Consider the following 12,720-nt stretch of genomic DNA (forward strand, 5'->3'; position numbering starts at 1 on the left):
TTGACTAGGGTTGAGGGCATGCCTATACGCACTGAAAAGAAATCCCTCTACGGGTGGGGCCGCACCGCCCCGTCCACTGCAGACGTGCTTTCTACCCCGGACGTGGAGCAGATCGCCGCGGCCGTAGCGCAGGCGGCTGAAGGCGGCCGCGGCGTCATCGCCCGCGGCATGGGCCGCTCCTACGGCGACCCGGCGCAAAACGGCGGCGGCCTGGTTATCGACATGACGCCGCTGAACCGCATCCACGCAATCGACCCGGACACGGGCATTGTCGACGTTGATGCGGGCGTGACGCTGGACCAGCTGATGAAGGCCGCGCTGCCCTACGGCCTGTGGGTGCCGGTGCTACCCGGCACGCGCCAGGTGACCATCGGCGGCGCGATCGGCCCCGACATCCACGGCAAGAACCACCACTCCGCGGGTTCCTTCGGCGACCACGTGTTGTCCATGGAGCTGCTTGTTGCCGACGGGCGCGTGCTTCACCTCGAGCCGAATGGTTCTTCCGACGACCCGGACGGGTCCTTGTTCTGGGCCACCGTCGGCGGCATGGGCCTGACCGGCATCATCCTGCGCGCCCGGATCCAGATGACGTTCACGGAGACGGCCTACTTCATCTCGGACACCGACCGCACCGACACGCTCGACGAGACGATCGCGGCGCACTCCGACGGCAGCGAGAAGAACTACACCTATTCTTCGGCCTGGTTCGACGCCATCTCCGGCCCCCCGAAGACGGGGCGATCCACCATCTCCCGCGGCTCCCTGGCCACCCTGGACCAGCTGAAGGAGTACGCGCCGAAGCTGGCGAAGGATCCGCTGAAGTTCAACGCCCCGCAGCTGCTCACCGTGCCGGACGTCTTCCCGTCCTGGACGATGAACAAGCTCACGCTCATGGCGATCGGCGAGGCGTACTACCTGATGGGCGCGCCGAGCCGCAACGACATTAAGAACCTCACGCAGTTCTACCAGCCGCTGGACCTCATCGGCGAGTGGAACCGCGGCTACGGCTCCAAGGGCTTCTTGCAGTACCAGTTCGTGGTGCCCACCGACGCCGTTGAGCCGTTCAAGGACATCATTTACGACATTCAGGCGTCCGGCCACTACTCCGCCCTGAACGTGTTCAAGCTGTTCGGCGAGGGCAACCGCGCGCCGCTTTCCTACCCGATGAAGGGCTGGAACGTGTGCGTGGACTTCCCCATCCGCCCGGGCCTGAACGAGTTCCTCGACCACCTCGATGACCAGGTCATGGAGTTCGGGGGCCGCCTCTACCTGGCGAAAGAATCGCGTACGTCGGCGGAGAAGTTCCACAAGATGTACCCGGAGCTTCCGGCATGGCTGGAAACCCGCCGCGCGATCGACCCCACCGGGGTGTTCGCCTCTGACCTGTCCCGTCGACTCGAACTGAACTAAGGAAACGACATGCTCAACGCAGTAGGCCAAGCACAGCACATCCTGCTTCTCGGCGGCACCTCTGAGATCGGGTTGGCAATCGTGGAGGAGTTCGCCTCCCGCGGCGGCAACCCCACCGTCACTCTTGCCGCGCGTGGGGACTCGCCGCGTCTCGACGGCGCCATCGCCGCAGTGCAGCGCGCCGGCGCAGGACACGTGCGGTTGGTGGACTTCGACGCCACCGACTTCGCGGACCACCCTGCGGTGATCGAAGCAGCGTTTGCCGACGGCGACGTCGACGTGGCCGTGATCGCCTTCGGCACCCTCGGCGACCAGGAGCAGCTCTGGCAGGACCAGGCCGCCGCGGTCGAGTCCGCGCAGATGAACTTCACCGCCCCGATGTCTGTTGCCGTCCTGGTGGGCCAGGAGATGAAGCGCCAGGGCCATGGCACGATCATCGGCCTGTCTTCTGTGGCGGGTATGCGCGTGCGCCGCTCCAACTTAGTCTACGGCGCCGCGAAGGCGGGTATCGACGGGTTCTACCTCCAGCTCGGCGAGGCGCTGCGAGAAGACGGCGTGCACGTCACCGTGGTGCGCCCGGGCCAGGTGCGCACCAAGATGACCGAGGGCCTCGACGAGGCGCCGCTGACGGTGGACAAGGAAGAGGTTGCACAGGCTGCTGTCGACGCCGCCTTGAACGGCAACCGCACCGTATTCGTGCACAAGCTGTTCGCCCCCATCTCGCTGGTGTTGCAGTGCATCCCGGCTCCGATCATGCGCAAGCTGAACTTCTAGGCGCCCGCGTCGGGGCGTGTGCTTGACTAGGACGCATGACAACTGCTGTTGATGTGCGCTCCACCGAGTACCGCCCGGACGACCTCCCGGCCGCGTCGGTGGCCGGGCGCACCCTTGCCGCCGGTCTCGCCGGCGGCATTCTTGCGCTCGCGGCTTTCTTCATCCTGAAATCGGTGTCGCTGCCCGCCTTCAACACCTCTATGGTCACGCGTGCTTTGGCGACAGCCTTCTCCTGCGGCCTGCTCGTTCTCGCCGTGGTGGTGGCGGTGCTGTGGACGCGTGGGCGGCGAAGCTGGCTTAACGCCGCTGTGCTCGCCCTTGTTCCAGCCGGGTTGGTGGTCACGTCGCTGGGCATCCCACTGGCCGCAACCCGGCTGTGGCTCGACGGCATCCAGGTGGATCAGGGCTTTCGCACCCAGTTCCTCTCCCGCATGACGGAGACGGCCAGCCACGCGGACATGAGCTACAAGGGGCTGCCCACTTTCTACCCCATGGGCTGGTTCTGGCTCGGCGGTCGCATGGCGAACGTGCTGGGCATGCAGGGCTGGGAGGTGTACCAGCCGTGGGCGCTTGTCACCCTGGCCGCGGCTGCGGCGATGCTCACTCCGATCTGGCGCAAACTCACCGGCTCACTTCCCACCGCCGCGGCTATCGCGGTGGTCACCACAACGATCGTGCTCATGGAGTGCCCCGAGGAGCCGTATGCCGCGGTGGTGGCCATGTTCGTTCCGGCGGCCGCAGTTGGCGCGTACCACGCCTTGAACGGCTCCTGGGCCGCGACGTGGGCGCTCGCTGCGTACCTGGGCGTCTCGGCGAGTTTTTACACGCTGTTCACCGCCATCGCCGCACTGACGGTAGTGGTGATCGCCGTGGTGCTGTTCTTCGTGCACGAGCACTCCCATACGCCGCTGATCCACCTGTTGGTGGTTGGGTTCACCTCGCTAGCTATCGCAGCGGTGTCGTGGGGCCCGTACATTTTCCGCCTGCTGACGGGCGACGAAGAGGCGAGCTCCGCCGCGAACCACTTCCTGCCCATCGAGGGCACGTACCTGCCAATGCCGTTCTTTTCTTTCTCACTGCTTGGCCTTATCTGCCTCTTCGGTTTGATCCAGCTCGTCGCCCGCTTCCGTGAGCCGGAGATCGCGTCCCTGGGTGTGGCTATTGCGGTGTGCTACCTATGGGCGATGGCGTCCATGGCGGCAACGCTGCTGGGCACCTCGCTGCTCGGTTTCCGCCTGGAGGTGCTGGTGGGGCTGCTCTTTGCCACCCTCGGTGTGATTGCGGTGGCGGATTTCCGCCTGGCGGGCATCGAGTCCCTCTACCCGGAGCGCTTCAGCGAGCGCACCAATCAGATCCTGACCACGACCATGGCGGTCATTGTGGGCGCGGGTGCGCTGCACATGGTGCAGCAGATCCCGGTGGAAAACGAGAAGTACATCGACCAGGCCTACGGTGACACAGACGGCTCGGGCGAGCGCGCGGACCGCTTCCCGCCGGACGCGGCGCAGTACTACGGCGAGGTCACCGAGTACATCGAGTCGCACGGCCACCTGCGCGGTGAGGCGGTGGTGTACACCGACGAGATTAACTTCATGGCGTACAACCCCTTCTACGGCTACAACGCGTTTACCAGCCACTACGCGAACCCGTTGGGCGAGTTCGAGCCGCGCAACGACGAACTGGTGCACTGGGCGCAGCTCAGCGGCGAAAAAGACAAGGGCAAGGCGATGACTCGAGCCATGGACGAGGCGAAGTGGGAGGCCCCGGCAGCGTTTATCTTCCGCGGCGAAGTGGGCGGCGACGGCATGTACAAGACCCACGTTGCGCACGACATCTACCCGAGCCAGCCGAACGTGCGCTACGAAGCGGTGGAGTTCAACCCGGCCGGTTTCGAAGGCCCCGAGTGGGACGTGAAGCAGATCGGCCCGTTCGCTGTCGCCGTTCGCGTTGCGGAATCCGGGAAGCCTGGGAAGTAAGGTATCGCCCGTGACAACTGCAGTACGTAACAACCGGACCGCCCCGAGCAACTTGCAGGCCACCGCTATCATGGCGGGCCTTATCAGCTTCATCCTGCTCATGCTGGTGCCGTTTTTGCCGGTGAACCAGACTGAATCGCGCGTGCAGTGGCCGCAGGGCGGCACGCTGGACTCAGTGAATGCGCCGCTGATTTCCCTGGCGCCGCAGGAGCTCGACGTGACGGTGCCGGTGCGCGCGGTGGACAGCGTCCGCCAGGGCCAAACGCTCGTCATGTCCACGCTGCCGGAGTCCTCGACGGAGGCGACGGACCGCGGCCTGTTCGTCACCTCGCCCGACGGCGGCTTGGTGGTCAGCTCGCTCAACGAGGTCTTCCTTGACCTCACCGCCGCCGAGGTGCGCGCGCTGCCCGACACGGCGAAGGTGCGCATCAAGCTCACCGACGAGGGCACGACGGTGGCTATCCCGGGCTCCTCGCACTCCGAGACCAGCGAGGACGACTACCGCCCTCAGGTCACGGGCATCTACACCGAGCTTGAGCCGGAAGCATCGCAGGAGCTTATCGACGAAGGCCTGCACGCCGACATCACCATCAACTCGCGGTTTACCTCCACGCCGACCATCTGGAAGACGCTGGCGATGGTGGCCGGGCTCATATTCGCCCTGATCTCCCTGTGGGCGCTGCGGCGTATGGACCGGCTGGACGGCCGCCAGTTCAAGGCGTTTAACGACCGCTGGCGCACCTTTACCGGCGTTGATCTCGCGGTGCTTGTCACGCTCGGGTTCTGGCACGTCTTCGGCGCGAACACGTCCGACGACGGCTTCCTGCTCACCATGGCACGCGTGGCCGCGGACACGGACTACATGGCGAACTACTACCGCTGGTACGGCGTGCCGGAAGCGCCCTTCGGCTCCCCGTTCTACGACGTGCTGGCGTTGTTGTCGCACGTGTCCACCGCTTCGATGTGGATGCGTATCCCGGCGCTTCTGGCAGGCATCTTGACCTGGTGGATCCTGTCGCGCGAGATCCTGCCGAAGCTGGGTCCCGCGGTGGCCGGCCGCAGGGTGGCGTACTGGACGGCGGCACTGGTGTTTTTGGCGTTCTGGCTGCCGTACAACAACGGCACCCGCCCGGAGCCGATCATCGCGCTCGGGCTCACGCTGACCTGGGCGCTGTTCGAGCGCGCCATCGCCACCGGCCGCCTTGCTCCTGCCGCGTGGGGAACCCTGTCGGCGGCGTTCACCCTGGCGTGCGGCCCGACGGGCCTAGCCGCGGTTGGTGTGTTCTTAATCTCGTTGCCTGCGGTGTTAGGGATCGCGCGGCGTCGACAAGCAATTGCCCCTATGGCCGCCTCCATCGCGCCCTTCCTCGGCGCGGGCATGGCCGTGATGGTTCCTGTGTTCAAGGACCAGACGCTGGCCACGGTTCTGGAAGCTACCGCGGTGCGCTCCGAAGTCGGCCCGGCGCTGCACTGGTTCGAAGAGTGGTCGCGCTACGCGACGCTGTTCGAGCAAACGGTGGACGGTTCGATGACGCGCCGCTTCCCCATGTTCGTGGTGTTCATGTGCGTGGGCCTGATTCTGTGGGCGATGGCGAAGCAGGGCCGCACGACCGGCACGCTGCGCCGAATGATGCTCATCTTCGGCCTGGCGTCGCTGTTCCTTATGTTCACGCCGACGAAGTGGACGCACCACTTCGGCATCTACGCGGGCCTCGGCGCGGCGATCGCAGCCGTGGGCTCGGTGGTGCTCTCGGAGGTTGCGCTGCGCTCGAACCGCAACCGCACCTTCGCACTCGCCGCGGTGTGCTTCCTCATGTCGCTCACGCTCGCGGGCTGGAACGCGTGGTGGTACGTGTCCTCCTTCGCGGTGCCGTGGTGGGATCGCACGGTGCAGCTCAACGGTGTTGAGGCGAACACGGTCATGCTGGCCATCACGCTGGTGGTGTTCCTCGTGGGTGTGGTGCAGTCCTTGCGGGGGCCGAAGCCTATCGACGCCTCCCGGTGGGCCGGCGTGACCAGCGCCCCCATCGCCGTTTTCGCCGCGCTGATTGTGGCGTTTAGCTGCCTGACCTTCGTCAAGTCTTTCGTGGATCAGGCACCTGCGTACTCGGTGGGGATGGGCAACGTGAAGACCTTCAAGGGCGACAGCTGCGCGCTCGGCGGCGAGATTCTGCTGGAGTCCGACACGAACGATTCCTTCCTCACCCCTGTCGGCGGAGTGCCGCTAGGCAAGTCGCTGAACGCCGGCGAGAACTCCGGGTTCACCCCGGACGGTGTGCCGGCGTACATCGCGTCCGAGAACTCGCTGAACATCGACGGTTCGTCCACCCCCGACATGCTCGACGAGCAGGCGGACGCGGTGGATCCGACCACAGATGAAGCGCAGTCCACCTCCCGCGTGAACACCCAGGGCAACCGCCCGCCGTCCATGCGCGGCGTCAACGGCTCGACGGTGCGCCTGCCGTTCAACCTGGACTACAACCGGGTGCCGGTACTGGGCACGTTCGAGGACTCCCCGACGCAGTCCGCGCGCCTTGAAACCGTGTGGTTCGAGCTGCCGGAGCGCCGCGAAGACGCGCCACTTTTGGTCACTTCGGTGGCCGGCCGCATCGCGCACCACGACATCAACGGCATCGAGCAAGAGGGCGGCGAGCTCAAGCTGGAGTACGGCAAGTCCGAAGGCGGCAGTGTGGAAAAGCTCGGCTCAGTAGAGATGCTGGACCAGGGCCCGACCCCGCTGTGGCGCAACCTGCGCTACCCGCTCGCCGAGCTGCCCGACGACGCGGATGTGGTGCGCATCGCGGCGGAGGATACTTCGCTGGCGGAGGAAGACTGGCTGGCGGTCACCCCACTGCGCAACCCGACGCTCATTCCGCTGGGCGCACGCTTCTCCTCCGACACCCCGGGTCTGCTGGACTGGACGGTGGCGTTCCAGTACCCCTGCCAGCGCCCGTTCCTGCACCACGCGGGTGTGACGGAAATCCCGGAGTTCCGCATCATGCCGGATGCCCCGGGCAAGCAGCAGCTTTCCGGCTTCATGGACTTCCTCGGCGGCGGCGCTCTCGCCCCGGCTGAGGCGGTGAACTACTCCTATGAAATCCCCGGCTACCTGCGGGATGACTGGCAGCGCGACTGGGGTTCCATCGCGAAGTACGAGCGCCGCACCAACTCCGTGGGCGAGGCTCCGAAGCTCGCCGAGGTGGAGGAAACCGTCGTGCCGCGCTGGGGCCTCTACACCCCCGGCCCCATGAAGGTGAGAAATCCAGACGAATAGTAGTAGTCTGGCAGCTGCCATGAAACTGAAGAAGATCGCGGCGGCTGTCGGGGCCGCCCTCGCGCTTGCCACCTCCGCCGTAGCCGCACCCGCCGCCTCGGCCCAGCCCGTCGTGCCGAACCCGCGGGCTCTCCTGCAGCAGCAGGGCTGCTCCCCGCACTACCTGATTGCCATGCCGGGCGGCGGAAACACCGTCCCGGGCATCCCGGACTTCGTGCCGCACGGCGGCAACGTGTTCATGACGGGCATCCTCACCTCCACGAACACCGCCGGCGCCATCAAGCCGGTGTACGTGTCCTACCCGTCTTTCCCGTTCGCCACCATGGAATACCCGAAGGCTTCGCAGGGTGGGTTGAATACGGCGCGGGCAACCGTCGCTAAGCTTGCTCGCTCTTGCCCCAACGCGAAGTTCTCCCTCACCGGCTACTCCCTCGGCGCCGATATCGCGGCGCGTCTCACCGGCGACATCGCCGCTGGCCGCGGCCCCATCCCGCCGGAGCGCGTTTCCGGCGTTGCGCTGTTTGCAAACCCGTACCAGGGCGGCAACGGCGCAGTGCTTTCGTACGGCACCTCCCCGCACTCGCGCGGCTCGCTCGGCTCCCTGCCCGGCGGCTACGGCGTGCTCGGCCCGCGGGTGCTTGAGATCTGCCGCCCGGACGACATGGTGTGCTCCATGCGCTCGGAGCACCGAGGCGTGGTGGACCCGGCGATGCGCACAGACATGCTCCACGGCCAGGTGCCGCTCAACGAGTTCCGCATGCTGTACCGCCAGCTGGGGCTGGATTCCTTCATCCGACTCTGGGGCGGCTTCGACGCACACGGCGGCTACTCGCTGGCGCAGCAGCGCGAGGCTTCCAACTGGATTATTGAACGCTCAAAGACCCCTGTGCAGATTCCGGTTCCGCCCGTCCCGGAGGAACTGCCCCTGTAACCTTGGGGCATGCATGACCTCTTTGAACTGGTAAACGGCGAGTGGGCACGCACCCACGAAATCCCCGCTGACCGCGGTATCGACGGCGCGTTTTACGTCCTGCGCGACAAATCCGAGGCGGACGTGCGCGCCATCCTGGAAGACGGCGAAGGCCGCGGCGGCGACCTCTTCCTCTCTTTCATGGACACCGACGGCGTCAACGCCGCCGGCATCGAGGCGCTGGCTCCCGACCTGCAGAAGCTCGAGGTGGCTAGCGTCGAGGAGTTTGTGCGCAACTTGGGCGAGCTGGAGCGCGACGGCATCGGCGGCCCGCTGACCTACTGGGTGGAGAAAGACTCCCAGGGCGAGGAGGCCGTGCCCTACCTCGTGCAGTCCGGCCTGGGCCTGCCGGACGAGGCGTACTACCGCGATGAGGAGCACGCCGAAACGCTCGCGCAGTACCGTGAGCACGTCGCCCGCATGCTCGAGTTCTTGGAGCCGAAGTACCTGCTCGGTTTGAGCCCGGAGATCGCGGCGGAGCGCATCGTCAACCTAGAGACCCACCTGGCGGCCAGCCACTGGGACGTGGTGAAGTCGCGCGACGCCATGGCCACATACAACCCGAAGCAGCTGGCAGACCTCCCCCCGCTGATCCAGACGCTGCTACAGGGATCGCGCCTGCCGGAGGGCAAGGTCATCGACATGATGCCCTCCTACACCGCCGACTTGGAGAAGATGCTGCGCCGCGAAACGCTCGCCGATTGGCAGCTCTGGGCAGCGTGGAACGTGCTGCGCTCGCGCGCCGGCGTGCTCACCGAGGAGATTGGGCAGGCCAACTTCGAGTTCTACGGCAAGCGCCTCTCCGGCGCCACGCAGCAGCGCGACAGGTGGAAACGCGGCGTGGGGTTGGCTGAATCGCTGGTGGGTGAGGATATCGGTAAGGCTTACGTCGATAAGCACTTCCCGCCCTCCTCCAAAACCGAAATGCTGGAGCTGGTGGACTACCTCCTCCGCGCCTACCGCGCGCGGATTGCGAAGCTGGATTGGATGAGCGAACCGACGAAGGAGAAGGCGGAGGAGAAGCTCGCCCAGTTCACGGCGAAGATTGGCTACCCGGACAATTGGCGCAGCTTCGAGGGCCTGGAGTTTTCGCAGCGCGGCGCGGATCTGGTGGAAAACGTGCGCCGGGGCGCGGCCTTCGAGCACGACTACCAGCTGGCCAAGATCGGTGAGCCGGCCGACCGCACCGAGTGGGTGTCCAGCCCGCAGACCGTCAACGCGTTCTACAACCCGGTGGTCAACGACATCACGTTCCCAGCCGCGATCCTGCAGCCGCCGTTCTATGACCCGGAGGCCGACGCGGCGGAGAACTTCGGCGCGATCGGCGCGGTGATCGGCCACGAGATCGGGCACGGCTTCGACGATCAGGGCTCGCGTTACGACGGGCTGGGCAACCTCAACTCCTGGTGGACCGACGAAGACCGGGAGAACTTCGAAAACCTCACTGCGAAATTGGTGGAGCAGTTCGACGGCCTGGTCCCATCTGTGCTCGAGGGCACCGACACGAAGGGCGTGAAAGGCGAGTTCACCCTCGGCGAGAATATCGGCGACCTGGGCGGACTAGGCATCGCCGTCGTGGCGTACAAGATGTACCTGGAGGACAAGGGGCTGGACGACCAGAAGGCGCAGCCCTTCGGCGAGCTCGAGGGCGAGTTCACCGGCTTCCAGCGTCTCTTCCTCGCGTGGGCTCGCGTGTGGCGCTCCAAGGCGCGCAAGGAGATGGCGGCGCAGCTTTTGGCCATCGACCCGCACGCGCCGAACGAGTTCCGCTGCAACATCATCGCCGCGAACATCGACGAGTTCCACGAGGTCTTCGACGTTGAAGAGGGCTCCGTGATGTGGCTTGCGCCGGAAGACAGGGTGACAATTTGGTAGAGCAGTTCCCCCTCAACGAGCAGGGCGACCCGAACTTTCACGTCGGCGGCGTGGACCGCGAGCTGCCACCCGAGGAGCAGTTGGAGCAGCTGCTGAGCTACGTTCAGGCAACCTACGAGCCTTCCGAAAACTACCTCGCGCTCCTGCCGGACCGTCTCACGCACGCATCGATGCTCATGCTCGGCTCGGCGGTGGACCACGCGATGCCGGGCGTGGCGTTCACGAAAGATGCCGCGGTTTCGCAGTGCGAGTGGGGCCCGATCTTCGGCGCACCTTCGAGCCACTGGTGCGTGAGCAGCTTCGACGGCCCGGAGGCGGGCCGCGAGCACATGTGGCGCCCCGAGGTGGCAGGGGCGGCGAACCTGTCCGGCGTTTCCATCCTTGACCTCAATAGCCCCGAAAACCCGGAAAACATGGCGCGGGCCATCGAGTACGCCCGCGCGCAGGGTGCGGAGCACGTCACGGCGTGGGTATTCGGCAGCGCGCCGCTCGCACCGGCGGACTCCTACATCCTCACGTTCCCCACGGAGCTGCCGAAATTAAGCGCCCCTCATCTCATCCAGGTAGCCACGAAAGACGAGGTGGCGCCGCGTTTCGAGGGCGAGCTGTACCACTCCACCCACTACGTCTCCACCCCGGCGGAGGCGCGGCGGCGGGTGCAGGACGCCGCGGAATTCCTTAAGACTCTTTCTTAGAGGACTTCTTCGGCGAATCGTCCACCTGCTCGATGCCGAGCCGCGTATCGACGGTGTTCTGGTACGCCGAGCCTAAGGTCAGCGCGGCGACGGCGAAGGTGTCTTGGCCAACCTTGCCGTAGGACACGGAGCCGGTCGCGCCGGAGCGGTCGTCGGACCAGCCCATCTTGGATCCCTTCACGTCGCCGAGCCGGGCGGTGCCGAAGCCCTGGATGAACCCGTCGGCCGCCACCGCGGATTGGGCTTCCATGCCCTGGAACATGGGTTTCGCGGTGGGGTCCCAGATGATTTCGGCGATGAACGTGGCCATGTCGCGCGCCGAGGTCTGCGTGTTGCCCCAGTGGCTGCCGCGCCTCGTGGTTTTCAGGTCGAAGTCGTCGGCGATTTCGTCGATGGCGTGCGGGTACTTCGCGTCCAGCCGCCCCGCGATGCCGTCGTCGGACTTCGCCACCATCTCTTTTACCTGCGCCTTCTCCTGTTTGGTGCCGTGGTACAGCACCCAGTAGCCCAGGTACAGCTTGGCCAGGCTGAGCGCCGGGCGCGCCTCCTCCGCCTGCGGCGAGATGGAGATCCGCCCGTCGGGGTGCACCACTGCCAGAGCGGTGCGTTCCCGGTTGTAGGAGGGGTCCACGTGGTACGCGGCCGCGTTCGGCGCCCCAACCCCGGCCAGCACGGCGCACGCGGTGAGCGCCGCTACGATTCGCTTTTTCATAGCACCGAGTCCGCCTCGTTGATCTCCTCGAAGGTGGGTTTCGGCACCTCAACAAGGAAAAGGGGGGCGCCGTTCGCGTCGCGGATGCCTGCCAGGGGGCCAAAATTGCTTATCGACGGCCCCATGTCCACGTTCCCGCCTAACTCAAACGCCTTCCGACATGCGTCCTCAATGTCCTCCACGCCGAAGTAGCTGAACCACACGCCGCCCGCCTTCGGGCCGACGCGCATGCCGAGGAAGGGCGCCCCATCTGCGAGCGCGACGTAGTAGCCGTCCTCTTCGCGGATCTCCCAGTCAAACAGTTCGCCGTAGAAGTCGATCGCCGAGGCATCCTCGCACAGGTACTCGTACCAGACCGGTACGCCCGGCTCGCCGGCCGCGACGAACTGGTCCCCCCCCGCCGGGTCGAGCAGGCCGAACAGGCCGCCCACCGGGTCCTCGCAAATCGTCATGGTGCCCAGCGTGAGCTCTGCAGAACTCAATACCTTCCCGCCGAGGCGCTCCACCTCATCGCCATCGCCGCCGAGGAAGTAGGTGAGCCACATGTCCGGCATGTCCGGCAGGAAACCAGCCACCGGCAGGCCCTCCTTGCGGGCGATGCGGTAGGCCTCGTCCGAGATCTCCCAGCCGAGCAGGCCGGAGTAGAAACGTGTGGATTTCAGCGGTTGGTTGGTGCCCAGGTCCTGCCAGTAGGGCATGCCGGGCTGCGCCTCGAATGCGGGCATTTACAGGTTCCTCCACTTTTCCGGGTCGAAGTCGTCGTTGGCGGTTGCCTCGTCGAAGAAGTCGTCCTCCACGCCTGCGGAGACGGTTGCGGTGGAATCGCCGAGTTGGACGCGGTCGCCGTCGATAAGCTTATGCCCCCTGGCTGTGACCACCTCCCCGTTGACGCGGACCTCGCCGCCCGCGATCGCTTCCTTTGCCATGCCGCCGGATTCGGCGAGGTTCGCCAGCTTCACAAACTGGCCGAGCTTGATGGAGTCCCCGGTGATGGGCACGTCGAAATGCATGGGTGACAGTTTATGGTTGAATAC

General features: G+C 65.9%; 10 protein-coding genes. 7 read left to right on the forward strand and 3 right to left on the reverse strand.

The annotated features are described in order from the left end of the window. Positions 1–18: 18 nt before the first annotated feature. From HWX32_RS10515 to HWX32_RS10545, 7 genes are read left to right on the forward strand one after another with little or no spacing between them, the layout of a single operon-like run. The gene (locus HWX32_RS10515; protein WP_075468394.1) at positions 19–1,410 is read left to right on the forward strand and encodes an FAD-binding oxidoreductase; all 1,392 of its coding nucleotides are present in this window, start codon (positions 19–21) and stop codon (positions 1,408–1,410) included. Positions 1,411–1,419: 9 nt separating this feature from the next. After that, on the forward strand, positions 1,420–2,184 hold the full coding sequence (locus HWX32_RS10520) for a decaprenylphospho-beta-D-erythro-pentofuranosid-2-ulose 2-reductase (protein WP_175935807.1): 765 nt from the start codon (positions 1,420–1,422) through the stop codon (positions 2,182–2,184). A gap of 35 nt (positions 2,185–2,219) precedes the next feature. After that, positions 2,220–4,160, forward strand: coding sequence for a galactan 5-O-arabinofuranosyltransferase (locus tag HWX32_RS10525; protein ID WP_175935808.1), 1,941 nt, complete (start codon positions 2,220–2,222; stop codon positions 4,158–4,160). A 10-nt stretch (positions 4,161–4,170) separates the two neighbouring features. After that, positions 4,171–7,434 carry an arabinosyltransferase domain-containing protein gene (locus HWX32_RS10530; RefSeq protein WP_368485909.1) on the forward strand — a complete coding sequence of 1,088 codons (3,264 nt, stop codon included), beginning with the start codon at positions 4,171–4,173 and terminating at the stop codon, positions 7,432–7,434. 19 nt (positions 7,435–7,453) lie between these two features. Then, entirely contained in the window at positions 7,454–8,365 is a 912-nt protein-coding gene (locus HWX32_RS10535) for a cutinase family protein (RefSeq protein ID WP_175935809.1), read from the forward strand. 9 nt (positions 8,366–8,374) lie between these two features. Next, the gene (locus tag HWX32_RS10540) at positions 8,375–10,279 is read left to right on the forward strand and encodes a M13 family metallopeptidase (RefSeq protein WP_175935810.1); all 1,905 of its coding nucleotides are present in this window, start codon (positions 8,375–8,377) and stop codon (positions 10,277–10,279) included. Further along, a complete protein-coding gene (locus HWX32_RS10545) occupies positions 10,273–10,974 on the forward strand; it encodes an alpha/beta hydrolase (RefSeq protein WP_175935811.1) in 702 nt (233 codons plus the stop codon). The genes HWX32_RS10540 and HWX32_RS10545 overlap by 7 nt, the downstream gene beginning before the upstream one ends. On the opposite strand, the gene HWX32_RS10550 is transcribed toward HWX32_RS10545, so the two are convergent. Genes HWX32_RS10550 through HWX32_RS10560 form a run of 3 tightly spaced genes read right to left on the reverse strand, consistent with a single transcriptional unit; the run spans position 10,958 to position 12,696 of the window. After that, positions 10,958–11,686: a hypothetical protein gene (locus tag HWX32_RS10550; RefSeq protein ID WP_175935812.1), complete on the reverse strand. Its 729-nt coding sequence runs from the start codon at positions 11,684–11,686 to the stop codon at positions 10,958–10,960. The two genes, HWX32_RS10545 and HWX32_RS10550, sit on opposite strands and share 17 nt — an antisense overlap. Continuing rightward, the gene (locus tag HWX32_RS10555) at positions 11,683–12,411 is read right to left on the reverse strand and encodes a VOC family protein (RefSeq protein WP_175935813.1); all 729 of its coding nucleotides are present in this window, start codon (positions 12,409–12,411) and stop codon (positions 11,683–11,685) included. The genes HWX32_RS10550 and HWX32_RS10555 overlap by 4 nt, the downstream gene beginning before the upstream one ends. Then, complete coding sequence (locus tag HWX32_RS10560; RefSeq protein WP_075468423.1) at positions 12,412–12,696, reverse strand: RNA-binding S4 domain-containing protein; 285 nt, start codon at positions 12,694–12,696, stop codon at positions 12,412–12,414. Positions 12,697–12,720: the final 24 nt, after the last annotated feature.

This window comes from Corynebacterium sp. Marseille-P4321 (genome assembly GCF_903645305.1).
Lineage (GTDB): Bacteria > Actinomycetota > Actinomycetes > Mycobacteriales > Mycobacteriaceae > Corynebacterium.